Below are 15,126 nucleotides of genomic sequence, written 5' to 3' on the forward strand. Positions count from 1 at the left end.
GGACGGGCTCAGAACACGCGGCTCGCAGTGACCTGATATCTTTCAAGGTCGTGCTATCATATGAAGCAGGAACGCGACGGATTCAAGGTGAATTGTCGTGGTTTCGTCCCGCGACGAGTTCCCGTGGAGCTATAGCCAGCCTGCCGTCATCGGCGCTGGAGGTCTCACCCGGCCAGGAATGCACAGAACTTGGCCGTTGACCGGGCAGCCCACTGCCAGTCGGCCTTTACTTTTACTGCCCGTTCCAACCGCAGACCTTGAGCAACGCGTGCAAATGCGATGGCACCGGCGCAGTGACCACGACAGGCGGCTTGTTCTTCGAAAGGGGAATCGCGATCTCGCGCGCATGCAGGTGAAGGCTAGGCTCGCCGAAACGCGGGATGTATTGTTCGTTTCGCAGGCGGCGTAAACTAGCCTCGGTTCCGTAAATGGTGTCGCCGACGATCGGCCAGTCCATCGCCGCACAATGGACGCGCAGTTGATGGGTGCGGCCGGTCACCGGCTCCAGCGACAGCCAGGTGAACTGAACTCCATTTCCCTTTGTGGGGGTGGATTCGGGAAAGGGGTGAACTGCAGCCTCACAGCCGCTTGAGTTTACTTCGCTCCTGCACGCTTCGCGTTCGACCTCTCCCTCAGAAGGGACGATATTAAGTGGAGATCGCCCCAGCACTTTCCATTTCGTGACCGACGGCAGCCCGCTCGGATCCGGTTTCTGCCACCAGCCGCGTTCTTCGTTCAGCCGCCCGAGCGGAATGTCGACGGTGCCTTCGTCCTCGGCAGGGCCGCCCTCGACCACGGCCCAGTAGGTTTTTGAGATCTTGCCGTGCTTGAATAGCAAGCCGAGCGAAGCCGTCGCCTTGCGATGGCGTCCGAGTACCAGACAGCCCGATGTGTCGCGGTCAAGCCGATGGGCAAGCACCGGCGGTCGCGGCAGGCCGAACCGCAGCGCATCGAACGACGCTTCGAGATTGGCGCCGCCCTTGGGGCCGCGATGTACGGGGATGCCGGCCGGCTTGTCGATCACCAGCATCAACCCGTCGCGGTGGAGCACGCGGGCCTGGATTTCCTCCGGCGTCGGCTGTGCTGTATCCATGGCTCACTTTAATTCCGATGTCGGCATGGCCTCATCCGAAAACCGGCCACCATTTTTTGGGATCATGCTGTTTAAATCCGATCGCGGTATCATCGGATTGTCCGAAAATCGCAGCTTTTTGGCATCGGGCCGCTCAACCCTTTCGCTCGCAGGTCGAAACGGCTAACACACCTCCATAATGAGCGACAGCACCGAGGACAAACCGAAACAAAGCTGGTGGCGTAGGCTGTCCGGCGGCCTCAAGCGGACTTCGACTTCGCTTGGGACCGCAGTGGCTGATCTTGTCACCAAGCGCAAGCTCGACCGCGCCATGCTCGACGACATCGAGGACGTGCTGCTGCGCGCCGATCTTGGAACCGCGGTCGCCGAACGGATCGCGGAGGCGGTCGGCGAGGGGCGCTACGACAAGGCGATTTCCGCCGATGAGGTGAAGGCGGTCGTCGCGACCGAAGTAGAAAAGGTCCTTGCTCCGGTGGCGCGGCCGCTGGTCATCGACGACACGTTAGAGCCCTTCGTAATTCTGGTGGTGGGCGTCAACGGCTCCGGCAAGACGACGACTATCGGCAAGCTTGCGGCGAAATTGTCCGCTGAGGGCCGCAGGGTGATGATGGCGGCCGGCGACACGTTTCGGGCTGCGGCGATCGAGCAATTGAAGGTCTGGGGTGAGCGGACCGGATCGCCGGTCATCGCAGGCGCGCAAGGGTCGGATTCGGCCAGTCTGGCGTTCAACGCGCTGACCGCGGCGCGGAACGAGAAGCGCGATGTGCTGCTGATCGACACGGCGGGCCGCCTGCAGAACAAGTCGGAACTGATGGACGAACTGGAAAAGATGGTTCGTGTCATCCGGAGGGTCGACGCGTCGGCCCCGCATGTCGTGCTGCTTGTGCTGGACGCTACTGTCGGACAGAACGCGCTGTCGCAAGTCGAGGCGTTTCATCGCATCGCCGGCGTCACCGGGCTCGTGATGACCAAGCTGGACGGCACCGCGCGCGGCGGCATTCTGGTGGCGCTCGCGGAGAAGCATAAACTGCCCGTGCATTTCATCGGGGTGGGCGAAGGGGTGGAGGATCTCGCGCCGTTTACCGCACGCGATTTCGCGCGTGCGGTCGCAGGGATCGAGGCTTAGTTTTTATCGTGCCCGCAATACCGGGGAATACCGAAAACGTTCGGAATACAGGACCATCCGTTTTTGGCGGATGAAGACGGTCACAACAGGCAGGACGATGAACAAGTCGCAACCACACCCGCTGTTTAAGCTTGCTACCGAACTCGGTCCGCTGCTGGTGTTCTTTGCTGCCAATGCGAAGTTTAACCTGTTCGTCGCAACGGCTGCGTTCATGGTGGCGATCATGGCCGCGATGATCGCGTCCTATGCGGTGACGCGGCATATCCCGCTGATGGCGCTGGTCACCGGCATCATCGTCATCGTGTTCGGTACGCTGACGCTGGTGCTGCACGACGAAACCTTCATCAAGGTGAAGCCGACCATCATATACGGGCTGTTCGCAAGCGTGCTCGGCGGCGGGTTGCTGTTCGGCCGCTCCTTCATCGCGATCATGTTCGATCAGGTGTTCAATCTGACGCCGCGCGGTTGGCGGCTGTTAACGTTGCGCTGGGCGCTGTTCTTTTTCGCGATGGCAATCCTGAACGAATTCATCTGGCGTACCCAAAGCACGGATGTCTGGGTCAACTTCAAGGTTTTCGGCGCGGTCCCACTCACCATGATCTTCGCGATGATGCAGATGCCGTTGACCAAACGCTATCAGCTGGAGCCCGCCACGCTCGAGGCCAGCGACGCGAGGGAAGGGGATATCGGGAAAGGCTAAACGCTTTCATCCTTCGCGGCTTGCGAGAGCCTTCTGCAACAAAGGCGTGATTTACTTCGGTTGCGAGGCGATGATCTGGCCGGAGATCTTCTTGTAGGTCGCTTCGGGAAGAATCTTCTTGGAGACGAGCTGGTCCTTCTTGGCGTAGGGACGGCCGGCGATGATCTTGTCGGAATACTTGTCGCCGATGCCCTTGAAGGCCATCAGTTCTTCCTTGGTCGCGGTGTTGATGTCGAGCTTCTCCGCGTCGGATTTCGCGGGCGCCATCTTGCTGGCAGGCGCTGTCTTCCCCGCCGGCGCCATCCTGTCGGAGTGGGGAGCGGGCTGAAACGACTGGGCCATCGATGGTGAGGAAGCAAGCAGGCCGAGCGCAAGAACGGCGGTGGTGATCGAGGCGAGCGTGTAACGGCGCATGAAAACCTCCCTGAGCGGGTGTTTGCTGGCGACGCCAAGTTAGCTGGGAATTTGCGGCGGCGGCATGGCCGTCAAATGAATGGTGGATAAATGCCCTTAATATTCTCGCGGAGTCTTCGCCGCGACGACAAAGCGATGTTACGAGCCCGCCCTGAGGGCCTTTTCGATTTCCGGCTTCAGTACCGCTTCGATATTTTGGGGCGTGATTTCCCCGACCAGCTTGTAGGCTATGGTGCCGTCGCGCGCGACCACGAAGGTTTCGGGCACGCCGTAGACGCCCCACTCGATGGAGGCCCTGCCATGGCTGTCGACGCCGACGACGTCGAACGGGTTGCCGTAGCGGCCGAGGAAGCGGCGGGCGTTCTCGGGGGCGTCCTTGTAGTTGATACCGACGAATTGCACGCGCCGGTCCTTGGCGAACTCGGTCAGCAGCGGCGCCTCGCTATGGCAGGGGACGCACCAGGACGCCCAGACATTCACAAGACTGACCTTGCCCACGAAGGTTGCGGGGTCGATCCCCGGCACCGGCTTGCCCTCCGCCATGAGGTCGGACAGCGGCGGTAACGTGGTTGTAGGCGCGGCACGGCCGATCAGCGCGGAGGGGATTCGCGAAATGTCGCTGTCGCCGAGTCGGAACCAGAACAAGAGTGCCAGCGCGGCAAAGACGACGAGCGGCAGCGCCATCAGCCAGCGTCGCTTCGGTGTGGCCGACGGAATTGCGGGGTCGGTCATTGAACCTCCGCAGTGCTGCGCCCCGATCGCCTGATAGCGCCCGCGGCTTCAAGGCCGCGCAGGCGCGCCTTCTGACGACGGTAGTCCACGATCACCCAGACAATGAGCGCCACAACCACGGTTGCGACCGATACATAGGAGGTCACGATGAAAGAGGCATAAGGACCGAGCGTCATGATCGTCACGCCGCCGACTTGCTGGCTTGCAGCATCTGCAAGGTGCGCACGCGTCGGCGCAGGATCTCATTCCGCATCGCCGCGATATGCAGCGTCAGGAACAGCAGCGTAAATCCAATCGCCATCACCAGCAGGGGGATCAGAAACGAGCGGTCGAGTGTCGAGCCACCCATGCGGATAACCGAGGCCGGCTGATGCAGCGTATTCCACCAGTCGACCGAGAACTTGATGATAGGGATGTTGACCGAGCCGACCAGCGTCAGCACCGCGGCGGCGCGCGCGGCGCGCGAGGGATCCTCAACCGCGCGCCATAGCGCCATCAGGCCGAGATACATCAGGAACAGGATCAGCACCGAGGTCAGCCGCGCATCCCATTCCCAATAGGTGCCCCACATCGGCCGGCCCCACAGTGATCCAGTCAAAAGGGCAAGGAATGTGAAGGCTGCGCCGATCGGAGCGGCGGTCTTGGCCGCGACGTCCGCAAGCGGATGCCGCCACACCAGCGTGCCCAGCGCGGCGATGCTCATCACGCCCCACACGAACATCGACAGCCACGCATTCGGAACGTGGATGAACATGATTTTCACGGTCGCGCCCTGCTGGTAGTCGTCGGGCGCGATGGCGGACTGGTACAGGCCGATCGCGAGCACGAGCGCGGTAACGGCCACGAGCCACGGCAGAATCCGGCCGGCAAGCGTGAGAAACCGGGAAGGGTTGGCGAGATCAATCAGGGTCATGGCACCACTGATAGTCGCCGTAGCTACGTCAGGCAATGCGGATTTGCGTCCGGTTTCTTTCCTGAGCAAAAATTGATTAGCCGCATGCTTCGCCTCAATCCAGCCCGTGCCGCAGGCTGGCGGCCGCCGCAAAAGGGCCAATCACAAGGCTCGCCAGCGACAGCGCGCACAGAATCGAGAACGGTGTGCCGAACGGCGATGGTCCGGACACCGCAGCGTTAGAAGCGGCGACGCCGAAGATCAGTACCGGGATCGACAACGGAAGGACCAGCACTGAGAGCAGCAGCCCGCCGCGACGCAAGACGACGGCGAGGGCGGCGCCGATCATTCCGGTGAAAGTGAGCGCAGGCGTTCCTGCAAGGAGCGTCAGCGCCACGGCGCCGGTCGCGACGGCATCGAGGTTGAGCAGGAGTCCCAGGATCGGCGTTGCGGCGACCAGCGGCAACCCTACTGCCAGCCAGTGCGCCAGTGCCTTGGCCGCGCAAGCCAGCTCTAGCGGCGTGCGGCTCATGACGATCAGGTCGAGCGAACCATCGTCGTGATCGGCGGTGAACAGGCGATCAAGCGTCAGCAGGCTTGCGAGCAGCGCGCCGAGCCAGAGAATCGCGGGGCCGAGCTTTTTCAGGAGCGCGAGATCGGGGCCGACCGCGAACGGCATCAGCACCACGACGATAAGAAAAAACAGCACGCCGATCAGCGCGCCGCCGCCGACGCGCAACGCGACGCGGATATCCCGGCGGACCAGGGCGGAGAGGGCGGTCATGCCGTCCCCCCGATCCGCAGTTCCTGCACGGCAATGCCGAGCGGCGTATGGGTTGCGGCCAGAATGATGCCGCCGCCCGCGAGATGGCCGGTCATGATGGCGGCGAAAGCGGCTTGGCCGGTGACGTCGAGGGCCGAGGTGGGCTCGTCCAGCAGCCAGACCGGGCGCTTGACCGCCAGCAGCCGGGCGATCGAGAGCCTTCGCCGCTGTCCCGCCGAGAGATAGGCCGCCGGCAGATGCGCGACATGATCGAGCCCGACCGCCGCGAGCGCATCCGATTCGCCAGATTTTCCGCCGCCGAGGAAGTCCCGCCAGAACGACAGGTTTTCGTTGACCGTGAGCGCAGGTTTCAAAGCATCGCGATGGCCGAGATAGTGCGCCTGTTCGGGTAGCGTCAGCTCGGGATCGCCACCCTCCAGGCCGATCGATCCATCCGCCATGGCCAACAGCCCGGCCAGCAGCCGTAGCAGAGACGTTTTCCCCGCGCCGTTGGGGCCGGTAATCGCCACCGCGCGGCCCGACTCCGCCGTTACATCAAGGCCGACAAAAACCTCCCGCCCTCCCCTTACGCACCGCAAGCCGCTCCCTGAAAGTCTCATGATGGTCCTGTTCGCGGAACTGATTGTTTTCCGTGGAGAGCTGAAAGGCGGGGGCACAAGCATTGTGGACGTGGCGGATGGTCTGGAAAGACTCTATAAAAACTGGAACTTGATGCAGCACAAAACGCGCCGCAACGAAACCCCGGGGAATCGGCGGATCAGCGGTGTTTTAATACCTTAAAAGTTTGCCGGACCGGTGCCCCAGACTTTTTGGATCGGGATTTCACATGGCTTCGCTCGATAGCTTCAAATGTCTGAAAATCCTCAAGGTCGGTGGCAAGACCTACGCTTATTACAGTCTGCCGGCTGCGGAGAAAAACGGTCTCAAGGGCATCTCTCGGCTGCCCTATTCCATGAAGGTTCTTCTGGAAAATCTGCTGCGCAACGAGGATGGCCGCTCGGTGACGAAGGAGGACATCACCGCATTCGCCAAATGGCTGAAGAAGCGTAGGCTCGAGCACGAAATCGCTTTCCGGCCTGCTCGCGTGTTGATGCAGGATTTCACCGGTGTGCCCGCGGTGGTCGATCTCGCGGCGATGCGCAACGCGATGCAAAGTCTCGGCGGCAAGCCTGAGAAGATCAATCCGCTGGTGCCGGTTGATCTCGTCATCGACCACAGCGTGATCGTGAACTTCTTCGGTGACAACAAGGCGTTCGCCAAGAACGTGGTGGAGGAATACAGGCAGAACCAGGAGCGCTACGAGTTCCTGAAATGGGGCCAGAAGGCATTTTCAAATTTCTCCGTGGTTCCGCCCGGCACCGGCATCTGCCATCAGGTCAATCTGGAATATCTGGCGCAGACGGTGTGGACGAGGAAGGAAAAGCTGACGATCGGCCGAAAGACCGCCAGCACCGAGGTTGCCTATCCGGATACGCTGCTCGGCACCGATTCCCACACCACCATGGTCAACGGTCTTGCCGTGTTGGGCTGGGGCGTCGGCGGCATCGAGGCGGAAGCCGCCATGCTTGGCCAGCCGCTATCGATGCTGCTGCCCGACGTGGTCGGCTTCAAGCTCAAGGGCGTGCTCAAGGAAGGTGTTACCGCCACCGATCTCGTGCTCACCGTCACCCAGATGCTGCGCAAGCAGGGCGTCGTCGGCAAGTTCGTCGAGTTCTACGGACCTGGTCTCGATCATCTGTCGGTCGCGGACAAGGCGACCATCGCCAACATGGCGCCGGAATACGGCGCGACCTGTGGCTTCTTTCCGATCGATGCGGCGACCATCGATTATCTCAAGACTTCCGGCCGCACGGCGGCCCGTGTTGCGCTGGTGACGAAATACGCCAAGGCGCAAGGTTTGTTTCGCAGCGTCGCTTCGACCGATCCGGTATTCACCGAAAAGCTGACGCTCGATCTCGGAACTGTGGTGCCATCACTCGCGGGACCGAAGCGGCCGGAGGGCCGCCAGCCGCTATCGGCAGTCGCGGACGGCTTCGCCAGTGCGCTCGCAGACGAATACAGGAAGACCGATGCCACGGCGCGTTTCCCGGTCGAAGGCCGCAACTTTGATCTCGGACATGGCGACGTGGTGATCGCTGCGATCACCTCATGCACCAACACATCCAATCCGAGCGTGCTGATGGCTGCCGGGCTGCTGGCGCGCAAGGCAGCGGCGAGGGGACTGACCGCGAAGCCCTGGGTGAAAACTTCGCTGGCTCCGGGCAGCCAGGTGGTTGCCGAATATCTCGCGGCCTCAGGGCTTCAACTCGACCTCGACAAGGTTGGTTTTAATCTGATCGGATTCGGCTGCACAACCTGCATCGGCAACTCCGGGCCGCTGCCGGAAGAGATATCGAAATCGATCAACGACAACGGCATTGTCGCCGCCGCCGTGCTGTCGGGTAACCGCAACTTCGAGGGCCGCGTGTCGCCGGATGTGCAGGCGAATTATCTCGCATCGCCGCCGCTGGTCGTCGCCTATGCGCTGGCGGGGTCGGTGACCAAAGATTTAAGCCGCGAGCCGCTGGGGACAGGCAAGGACGGCAAGCCGGTGTACCTGAAGGATATCTGGCCGACTTCGAAGGAGATCAACGCCTTCATCAAGAAGTATGTGACCTCAAAAATCTTCAAGAAGAAGTACGCCGACGTGTTCAAGGGCGACGATAACTGGCGCAAGATCCAGACGGTTGCGAGCGAGACCTATCGCTGGAATATGAATTCGACCTATGTGCAGAACCCGCCTTACTTCGAAGGTATGAAAAAGGAGCCGGAGCCGATTGCGGATATTGTCGATGCGCACATTCTGGCGATGCTCGGTGACAAGATCACCACCGATCACATCTCACCAGCGGGCGCGATCAAGCTGACGTCGCCGGCCGGGAAATATCTCAGCGAACATCAGGTGCGTCCGGCTGATTTCAATCAGTACGGCACGCGGCGCGGCAATCATGAGGTGATGATGCGGGGCACCTTTGCCAATATCCGCATCAAGAACTTCATGCTCAGGGGCGCTGATGGCACCGTCCCGGAGGGTGGGTTGACCAGGCACTGGCCGCACGGCGAGCAGATGTCGATTTACGACGCCGCGATGAAGTACCAGCAGGAGAATGTCCCGCTTGTCGTGTTCGCCGGAGCCGAATACGGCAACGGCTCGTCGCGCGACTGGGCAGCCAAGGGAACGCTGCTGCTCGGCGTGCGCGCGGTGATCTGCGAGAGCTTCGAGCGCATTCACCGCTCCAACCTCGTTGGCATGGGCGTCCTGCCGCTGACTTTCGAGGATGGCGCGTCCTGGCAATCCCTCGGGCTCAAGGGCGACGAGACGGTGACGATTCACGGCTTGCAGGGCAATCTGAAACCGCGCCAGAAGCTTACGGCGGACATCGTTTCTCGCGATGGTTCGCTTCGCCGCGTCTTGCTGCTCTGCCGCATCGATACGCTCGACGAGCTCGACTACTACCGCAACGGGGGTATCCTGCACTATGTGTTGCGCAAACTCGCAGCTTGACCTGCCGATCCGATTCCGACATTTGCATCGCGTTCAAGCGATGCGTTGGAATCAAGAGGATCTGCAGCGATGTGAACTGGAATGACCTTCGCATCCAGAAATCGTGATCGCCGGGGCGACGATGTCAAATCGGCGCACTTATGCATGACGCCTTCACCGCGAATTGAGTGGCGGGCAAGCCAGGGGCAGCCTATCAAAATGCCGGATTCTCGCATTTGGAGGCGTGCTTTTCCTTCATGCCGCCGGCACATTTCGTGCCGCTGTCTCGGTGGTTGATGATGTCTCGTGTTGGTTTGTCAGGACTGTCCGGAGCGCTCGGGGTTTGTGCGCTTGTCGCGATCAGTCATCCCGCTTTGTCGGAGCCGCGCGCCGTGGTCGAACTGTTCACGTCGCAGGGCTGCTCCTCATGCCCGGCCGCCGACGAGATTCTCGGCGATCTTTCCAAGGATTCTTCGATCGTCGCACTGAGCATGCCGATCGATTACTGGGATTATCTCGGCTGGAAGGATACGCTGGCAGACAATCGCTTCACGGCGCGCCAGAAGGCCTATTCGCAGATGCGCGGCGACCGCGATGTCTACACGCCGCAGGTGATCGTCAATGGATCGGCCCATGTGATCGGCAGCGATCGCGAAGCCATCGAAAGGTCGGTCCGCGATACGCGGAAAAACCAGGATGTAATGTCGGTGCCGGTTTCAATGTCGGTGTCGGGTAGTCACCTCAATGTGTCGGTCGCATCCGCCAACGGCAACCGTCCCTCCGATCACGGCGAAATCTGGATATGCGCGATTTCGAAGGCGGTTCCGATTGCGATCGGGCGCGGAGAAAATAGTGGTCGCGAAGTGATCTACCACAACGTCGTTCGGAGCTGGCTCAAGGTCGGTGACTGGACGGGCGCGGCCGGTACCTGGGCGGTGCCGATGGAGAATATCGCCCATAATGGCGTCGATGCTGCGGTCGTCTATGTTCAAGACGGCAATCGTGAAAGGCCCGGCGCGATGCTAGGTGCGGCTTACACCTTGCTGCATTGATTTTCCGAGTCCCGGCTCCGCGTGATAAACGCGTCACGCCTCCTAGTCGGGGATGCTCTGAAAAGAAAAAGGACCGGCTTTGGCCAGTCCGCAATCGTCGGAACTCAAGTTCTGCGATTAGGCCCGATCCTGATGATCCCGGGGGGCTGGGGGCTGAGGATCCGGTCCCAAAAGAATCGGGCCATCGCAGAGTATGCTTTTTCACAGCTCAGCGGGGCGGTTGCTTGACGGAATTTGGGCTGTATTATGATTTTGGCTAACGTTCTTGTTTGGCGGCCGTCATAGCGGGTGATCTGATTCGCTTGCACCAGGAACCAGCTATCCTGCGCCACTTGCGAGACAAGAGGTGAGACCTCTTGCGGCAAGTCGCATCCGGGACGAGGATGTCATCAACCTTGACAGGAGGTGCCGATGAGTTCGCTGCCGGACGATTTCGATCCAAGGGAAAGCCGCCCGACGGAACGCGCCCCCGCCGTTGTTCCCGTTCCAAGCAGAGTGACGTTCAACCGTCTCGAACTCAATCGGATCCTCAATCTATATGGACGGATGGTCGCCGACGGCGATTGGCGCGATTATGCCATCGACTTCTTTAAGGACCGCGCGGTGTTCTCGGTCTTCCGCCGCGCTTCTGAGGTTCCGATTTATCGTATCGAGAAAGATCCGCGGCTGGCGCGCAAACAAGGCGCCTATAGCGTGATCTCAGCAAGTGGTCTCATTCTGCGGCGAGGTCACGAACTTGACCGGGTTCTGCTTGTCATCGACCGCAAACTGGCGCTGGTCTGATTCGGCGCCGGTCTGACACCCGCTGACTCTTGGAAGAGGAGTTCGAACTGTCGCTTTCCCACAGCCGACGAAAATCAAAAGCGGGATAAACCTCAATCCGGGCTGACAAGGCAGCGATTTTTCCCGAGAATCGTTCGATCGGGGAAAGCGATGGACGGGTTGTTGGCGGTGGCTGGCGCGAGAAGACTTCTGGCCGGTTTTGCAATTGTCTCCGGCATGGCGCTGGTCTCCGTCGATGCCCATGCGGGATGGTGGTCGCGCGCGCCGGTTGACTTCGAGGATTGCGCGGCAGGCGCCGAAAAGAATGCGACCTCGTCCGAGGAGAAGGGCAGACGGCTCACTGCATGCGAGGCCCGATTCGCCGGCCGGCGGAAGCCCGGCGGGGGCTACACTTATTACGACTTCATGCAGAACCGGCATTTCGACATTGCGGGGCCGAACCCGACGACGGAAGAGCAAAGGCACATCGATGAGCAATATGCTGCTTTTCTCAAGGATCAGCGGCGCAGCATCATCGCGGCCGCGTTTTTCCAGAAGCGGCAACAGGCCGAGCGGGCCAATGCCACGCCCTTGGCTAGCGACAAAGCAGACCCCGTCAATATCAGGTTGGCGCCGGCGCCGAAAACGCCTGTAAAGCGCCTCACCGTGCTTCCGCGCCCGCGCCCGAAGACGGCCCCTCATTGCGGGGACGATATTTTGTCGGCTTGTAACTGGTCAAGAATTTCAACCGGCGTGCAGGACCTCAAAAACGCTCTCTTCGGTTCTCTCGCGAAGACGAGCACGAACGATGCTCAGACCGTTCGTGCTCATCTGCCTGCTAAACCGGCTCAGACCGCCAAATGAATCCTGGGCGATGGCGCGGTGATCGCTGACCGCCTTGCCATCAGTAACGTCGCAAGGGTCTTAGTTGGCGTTGCTAACCAGCTTGATCCTTGGCGCCGTAGTCTCGATCAGGCTGCGATAGGCGTCCAGATAATCCAGCGCCATACGCCGCGCCGTAAAGCGCGCCTCGAACTCCGCCCGGATGGCGGCGCGATCAAGCGTTGCCAGGCCGTGGACGGCGGCAACCGCGCTGATCTCGTCCTCGACAATAAAGCCCGTTCGCCCGTCCGAAATGATTTCGGCGACGGAGCCGCGATTGTAGGCAATGACGGGCGTACCGCACGCCATCGCCTCGATCATAACCAGACCGAAAGGTTCAGGCCAGGCAATCGGCACCAGCAGCCCGATGGCGCCGCTGAGGAAGTCCGGCTTCTCATGGTCGCTGATCTCGCCGATAAATTCCACCAGCGGATGATCCATCATCGGTCGGATGCATTCGTCGTAATAATCCTGGTCCGCGCGATCGACCTTTGCGGCGATCTTGAGCGGGATGCCGCATCGAATCGCGATCCTGATTGCACGGTCTACGCCTTTCTCCGGAGCGATGCGGCCGAGCACGGCAAGATAGCTCGGTTGGCCGGGGCGGGGTGTCAGCAGTTTCTCCGGAAGACCGTGGTAAACAGTACGGAGCCAGCGGGCCTGAGGCGCCGGGCGGCGTTGTGCGTTGGAGATTGAAATCAAGGGAATTGATGAAAATTCGTTGAATACAGGCTGGAGCTCTGGAAGATCGAGGCGGCCATGCAGCGTCGTGAGAAAGGGCGTCGGTTGCCTCGAAAACAGGGAGAACGGATAGTAGTCGAGGTGAAAGTGGAGAAAGTCGAACGCTCCATCGTCGCATTTCCGGCGGACCCGTTCGAGCATCACCATATGCAGGGCGTTCGGATCGCGCACCGCACCATCTAGCCGCAAGGCTCTCGGCCAGGTCGCATCCAGACGAGCCGAGGTGAGAGAATCGCCGCTGGCGAAAAGAGTCACGTCGTGGCCCAACGCGACAAGTTCCTCTGTCAACCAGTGCACCACACGTTCGGTGCCGCCATATAATTTTGGGGGAACAGCTTCCGTTAGCGGGGCAACCTGCGCGATGCGCATCTAGCAGTCTCCTGTGATTTGTTCACTTCCGGTCAGCGGGTAGAGGCATCGGGGGTTTATCGGGATTCAGGAACGTTCTCGGATTTGAGAGGTTCCTATCTTCTGTGCAACTTCTTCCACATTGTCGTCTTGGTGATGCCATCACTGCCTTGCAAATAGCCTATGCAGGCTTTGCAACGAAGTTTCTGCGCATTGACGGCTTTTCTGAGGGTCTTGTGCGGCATTGTCGAACAGGATCCCGAGCAGACGTCCTCTGGTGAACTTTCAACGCAGCTCGGTAGGAATGCATGGACGATTTCTCGGGATACGCCAGTCGGCCCTTTGCATTCGTGATGGGTTATTGCCGCCGGCGGTCAGCGTCGCACATTGGGATCCTTTTGTGCGTCGTGGCTGCGGTGGTGTGTTCAGTGGGGACGCAATACGGCGTCAAATCGCTGGTCGATGCGCTGGCGCACGGGCCAGCGCATAGCGGGGCGGTATGGCTGGCATTTATCTTTCTTGTGTCGCTGATCGCCGCCGATAATTTTCTCTGGCGCGTGGCGAGCTGGGTCGCGAGCTTCACTTTCGTTGGCGTCACCGGCGACTTGCGCCGCGATATCTTCAAGCATCTGACAGGTCATGCGCCGAGTTACTTCGCCAATCGGATGCCGGGGATGCTAACAAGCCGAATCACGGCGACCTCGAACGCCGTGTTTACCGTCGAAAATATGCTCGCTTGGAATGTGTTGCCGCCCTGCATCGCGACCATCGTCGCGATTGCGCTGATTGGAACCGTCAGTCTGCCGATGGCGGGCGGGCTGATAATCATGGCGGGCATCATGGTCGTCGCGATGTTCAAAATGGCGGCGGCGGGCAAACCCTTGCATGACGATTTCGCCAACAAGGCCGCGGCGGTTGACGGCGAGATGGTCGATGTCGTCAACAACATGCCGCTGGTCAGGGCTTTCTGCGGGATTGATCACGAGCATGATCGTTTCGATGCGACCGTCGGCCGCGAGCTGAGCGCGCGGGGACGAAGTCTTCGCTATCTCGAGAAACTCAGGCTCGCCCACGCCGCCATCACCGTCGCGCTGACCGTTTCGCTGCTGGCCTGGGCCATCACGCTGTGGCAGCGCGGCGGTGCCACCACCGGCGATGTCGTGCTGGTCTGCACACTCGGCCTGTCGATTCTGCATGCGACCCGCGATCTGGCGGTCGCCCTCGTGGATATCACCCAGCATATCGCGCGCCTGTCTGAAGCGGTCGGGACGCTGCTGATCCCACACGAATTGACCGATCACCCTGAAGCGGAGCCGTTGCAGAAAAGCGGCGCGGCTATCGCGTTCAACAACGTTTCGTTTCGTTACCCCGGGAGTCCATCCGTTTTCAAGCGGTTCAACCTTAGGATTCAGCCAGGGCAGCGCGTCGGACTGGTTGGAGAATCCGGCGGCGGCAAGTCGACGCTGTTTGTCTTGTTGCAGCGGTTCTACGATCCGGAGCGCGGAAGCGTAACGATCGACGATCAGGATATCTCGCGAGTTACGCAGCAAAGCCTGCGCGCAGCCATATCTGTGGTGCCGCAGGATATTTCACTGTTTCACAGATCCATTCTGGAGAACATCCGCTACGGCCGTCCGACTGCAACTGACGACGAGGTGCTACGCGCGGCCATCGCGGCGCGTTGCGATTTCGTCGAAACCCTACCCGAAGGGCTGGCGACTATGGTCGGCGATCGCGGCGTAAAACTGTCTGGCGGCCAGCGTCAGCGCATCGCCATCGCGCGCGCGTTCCTCAAGGATGCGCCGATCTTGCTGCTTGACGAGGCGACCTCGGCGTTGGACAGTGAATCCGAAGAGGCGATCCGCGAGGCGCTCGGCCATTTGATGCGAGGCCGCACAGTGATCGCGATCGCGCACCGGCTTTCGACCTTGCGCAATTTCGATCGTGTGGTCGTACTCAAGAACGGCAAGATCATCGAAGACGGTCAACCTGCTTGTCTGATGCGCAAAGACGGACACTACCGGAATCTCGTCGCCAAGGAGATGAGCCGCCTCTCTGTTCACGCGGCTTAAAGTCC

At 60.7% G+C, this 15,126-nt stretch carries 16 protein-coding genes; 8 read left to right on the forward strand and 8 right to left on the reverse strand.

The features are described 5' to 3' along the window. Positions 1 to 232 precede the first annotated feature (232 nt). On the reverse strand, positions 233 to 1,093 hold the full coding sequence (locus tag ACM561_RS01670) for an RluA family pseudouridine synthase (RefSeq protein ID WP_425907561.1): 861 nt from the start codon (positions 1,091 to 1,093) through the stop codon (positions 233 to 235). Between the two features lie 178 nt (positions 1,094 to 1,271). On the opposite strand from ACM561_RS01670, the gene ftsY reads away from it, so the two are divergent. Both ftsY and ACM561_RS01680 read left to right on the forward strand, forming a co-directional pair. Further along, positions 1,272 to 2,219: a signal recognition particle-docking protein FtsY gene (gene ftsY, locus ACM561_RS01675; RefSeq protein ID WP_425907562.1), complete on the forward strand. Its 948-nt coding sequence runs from the start codon at positions 1,272 to 1,274 to the stop codon at positions 2,217 to 2,219. A 97-nt stretch (positions 2,220 to 2,316) separates the two neighbouring features. Continuing rightward, on the forward strand, positions 2,317 to 2,919 hold the full coding sequence (locus ACM561_RS01680) for a septation protein A (protein WP_425907564.1): 603 nt from the start codon (positions 2,317 to 2,319) through the stop codon (positions 2,917 to 2,919). A gap of 51 nt (positions 2,920 to 2,970) precedes the next feature. Here the strand turns inward: ACM561_RS01680 and ACM561_RS01685 are convergent, their stop codons facing one another. The 6 genes from ACM561_RS01685 to ccmA form a co-directional block, all read right to left on the reverse strand. Beyond that, positions 2,971 to 3,333 carry a ComEA family DNA-binding protein gene (locus ACM561_RS01685; RefSeq protein ID WP_425907565.1) on the reverse strand — a complete coding sequence of 121 codons (363 nt, stop codon included), beginning with the start codon at positions 3,331 to 3,333 and terminating at the stop codon, positions 2,971 to 2,973. Between the two features lie 138 nt (positions 3,334 to 3,471). Further along, the gene (locus tag ACM561_RS01690; protein ID WP_425907567.1) at positions 3,472 to 4,065 is read right to left on the reverse strand and encodes a DsbE family thiol:disulfide interchange protein; all 594 of its coding nucleotides are present in this window, start codon (positions 4,063 to 4,065) and stop codon (positions 3,472 to 3,474) included. Then, the gene (ccmD, locus tag ACM561_RS01695; RefSeq protein WP_425907569.1) at positions 4,062 to 4,241 is read right to left on the reverse strand and encodes a heme exporter protein CcmD; all 180 of its coding nucleotides are present in this window, start codon (positions 4,239 to 4,241) and stop codon (positions 4,062 to 4,064) included. The genes ACM561_RS01690 and ccmD overlap by 4 nt, the downstream gene beginning before the upstream one ends. A 5-nt stretch (positions 4,242 to 4,246) precedes the next feature. Next, the gene (locus ACM561_RS01700) at positions 4,247 to 4,978 is read right to left on the reverse strand and encodes a heme ABC transporter permease (RefSeq protein WP_079445372.1); all 732 of its coding nucleotides are present in this window, start codon (positions 4,976 to 4,978) and stop codon (positions 4,247 to 4,249) included. A 94-nt stretch (positions 4,979 to 5,072) separates the two neighbouring features. Further along, complete coding sequence (ccmB, locus tag ACM561_RS01705; protein WP_079445373.1) at positions 5,073 to 5,741, reverse strand: heme exporter protein CcmB; 669 nt, start codon at positions 5,739 to 5,741, stop codon at positions 5,073 to 5,075. After that, complete coding sequence (ccmA, locus tag ACM561_RS01710; protein WP_425907570.1) at positions 5,738 to 6,340, reverse strand: heme ABC exporter ATP-binding protein CcmA; 603 nt, start codon at positions 6,338 to 6,340, stop codon at positions 5,738 to 5,740. Before ccmA ends, ccmB begins: the two co-directional genes overlap by 4 nt. On the opposite strand from ccmA, the gene ACM561_RS01715 reads away from it, so the two are divergent. The 5 genes from ACM561_RS01715 to ACM561_RS01735 all read left to right on the forward strand — a co-directional run bounded on the left by ACM561_RS01715 (position 6,339) and on the right by ACM561_RS01735 (position 11,942). Then, positions 6,339 to 6,521: a hypothetical protein gene (locus tag ACM561_RS01715; RefSeq protein ID WP_425907571.1), complete on the forward strand. Its 183-nt coding sequence runs from the start codon at positions 6,339 to 6,341 to the stop codon at positions 6,519 to 6,521. The two genes, ccmA and ACM561_RS01715, sit on opposite strands and share 2 nt — an antisense overlap. A 46-nt stretch (positions 6,522 to 6,567) precedes the next feature. Then, positions 6,568 to 9,285 carry an aconitate hydratase AcnA gene (acnA, locus tag ACM561_RS01720; RefSeq protein ID WP_425907573.1) on the forward strand — a complete coding sequence of 906 codons (2,718 nt, stop codon included), beginning with the start codon at positions 6,568 to 6,570 and terminating at the stop codon, positions 9,283 to 9,285. A gap of 278 nt (positions 9,286 to 9,563) precedes the next feature. Then, positions 9,564 to 10,316: a DUF1223 domain-containing protein gene (locus ACM561_RS01725; protein WP_425907575.1), complete on the forward strand. Its 753-nt coding sequence runs from the start codon at positions 9,564 to 9,566 to the stop codon at positions 10,314 to 10,316. Positions 10,317 to 10,727: 411 nt separating this feature from the next. Next, the gene (locus ACM561_RS01730) at positions 10,728 to 11,099 is read left to right on the forward strand and encodes a DUF2794 domain-containing protein (RefSeq protein WP_425907577.1); all 372 of its coding nucleotides are present in this window, start codon (positions 10,728 to 10,730) and stop codon (positions 11,097 to 11,099) included. A 150-nt stretch (positions 11,100 to 11,249) separates the two neighbouring features. Continuing rightward, complete coding sequence (locus tag ACM561_RS01735; RefSeq protein WP_425907578.1) at positions 11,250 to 11,942, forward strand: hypothetical protein; 693 nt, start codon at positions 11,250 to 11,252, stop codon at positions 11,940 to 11,942. 60 nt (positions 11,943 to 12,002) lie between these two features. Here the strand turns inward: ACM561_RS01735 and ACM561_RS01740 are convergent, their stop codons facing one another. Then, the gene (locus ACM561_RS01740) at positions 12,003 to 13,070 is read right to left on the reverse strand and encodes a glycosyltransferase family 4 protein (protein WP_425907580.1); all 1,068 of its coding nucleotides are present in this window, start codon (positions 13,068 to 13,070) and stop codon (positions 12,003 to 12,005) included. 287 nt (positions 13,071 to 13,357) lie between these two features. Between ACM561_RS01740 and ACM561_RS01745 the strand changes: the two genes are divergently transcribed. Then, positions 13,358 to 15,121 (forward strand): ABC transporter ATP-binding protein, encoded by a 1,764-nt coding sequence (locus ACM561_RS01745; protein ID WP_425907582.1) that lies wholly within the window; start codon positions 13,358 to 13,360, stop codon positions 15,119 to 15,121. Positions 15,122 to 15,126 lie beyond the last annotated feature (5 nt).

This window comes from Nitrobacter sp. TKz-YC02 (assembly GCF_049852135.1).
In the GTDB taxonomy this organism is placed as follows: Bacteria; Pseudomonadota; Alphaproteobacteria; order Rhizobiales; family Xanthobacteraceae; genus Nitrobacter; species Nitrobacter vulgaris.

Excerpts from the sequence above, each read along its gene's own strand:
- ACM561_RS01690 (WP_425907567.1), bottom strand. The coding sequence starts at position 4,065 with ATGACCGACCCCGCAATTCCGTCGGCCACACCGAAGCGACGCTGGCTG.
- ftsY (WP_425907562.1), top strand. The coding sequence starts at position 1,272 with ATGAGCGACAGCACCGAGGACAAACCGAAACAAAGCTGGTGGCGTAGG.
- ACM561_RS01700 (WP_079445372.1), bottom strand. The coding sequence starts at position 4,978 with ATGACCCTGATTGATCTCGCCAACCCTTCCCGGTTTCTCACGCTTGCC.
- ACM561_RS01680 (WP_425907564.1), top strand. The coding sequence starts at position 2,317 with ATGAACAAGTCGCAACCACACCCGCTGTTTAAGCTTGCTACCGAACTC.
- ACM561_RS01715 (WP_425907571.1), top strand. The coding sequence starts at position 6,339 with ATGATGGTCCTGTTCGCGGAACTGATTGTTTTCCGTGGAGAGCTGAAA.
- ACM561_RS01725 (WP_425907575.1), top strand. The coding sequence starts at position 9,564 with ATGTCTCGTGTTGGTTTGTCAGGACTGTCCGGAGCGCTCGGGGTTTGT.
- ACM561_RS01670 (WP_425907561.1), bottom strand. The coding sequence starts at position 1,093 with ATGGATACAGCACAGCCGACGCCGGAGGAAATCCAGGCCCGCGTGCTC.
- ccmD (WP_425907569.1), bottom strand. The coding sequence starts at position 4,241 with ATGACGCTCGGTCCTTATGCCTCTTTCATCGTGACCTCCTATGTATCG.
- ACM561_RS01740 (WP_425907580.1), bottom strand. The coding sequence starts at position 13,070 with ATGCGCATCGCGCAGGTTGCCCCGCTAACGGAAGCTGTTCCCCCAAAA.
- ACM561_RS01730 (WP_425907577.1), top strand. The coding sequence starts at position 10,728 with ATGAGTTCGCTGCCGGACGATTTCGATCCAAGGGAAAGCCGCCCGACG.
- ccmA (WP_425907570.1), bottom strand. The coding sequence starts at position 6,340 with ATGAGACTTTCAGGGAGCGGCTTGCGGTGCGTAAGGGGAGGGCGGGAG.
- acnA (WP_425907573.1), top strand. The coding sequence starts at position 6,568 with ATGGCTTCGCTCGATAGCTTCAAATGTCTGAAAATCCTCAAGGTCGGT.
- ACM561_RS01735 (WP_425907578.1), top strand. The coding sequence starts at position 11,250 with ATGGACGGGTTGTTGGCGGTGGCTGGCGCGAGAAGACTTCTGGCCGGT.
- ACM561_RS01745 (WP_425907582.1), top strand. The coding sequence starts at position 13,358 with ATGGACGATTTCTCGGGATACGCCAGTCGGCCCTTTGCATTCGTGATG.
- ccmB (WP_079445373.1), bottom strand. The coding sequence starts at position 5,741 with ATGACCGCCCTCTCCGCCCTGGTCCGCCGGGATATCCGCGTCGCGTTG.
- ACM561_RS01685 (WP_425907565.1), bottom strand. The coding sequence starts at position 3,333 with ATGCGCCGTTACACGCTCGCCTCGATCACCACCGCCGTTCTTGCGCTC.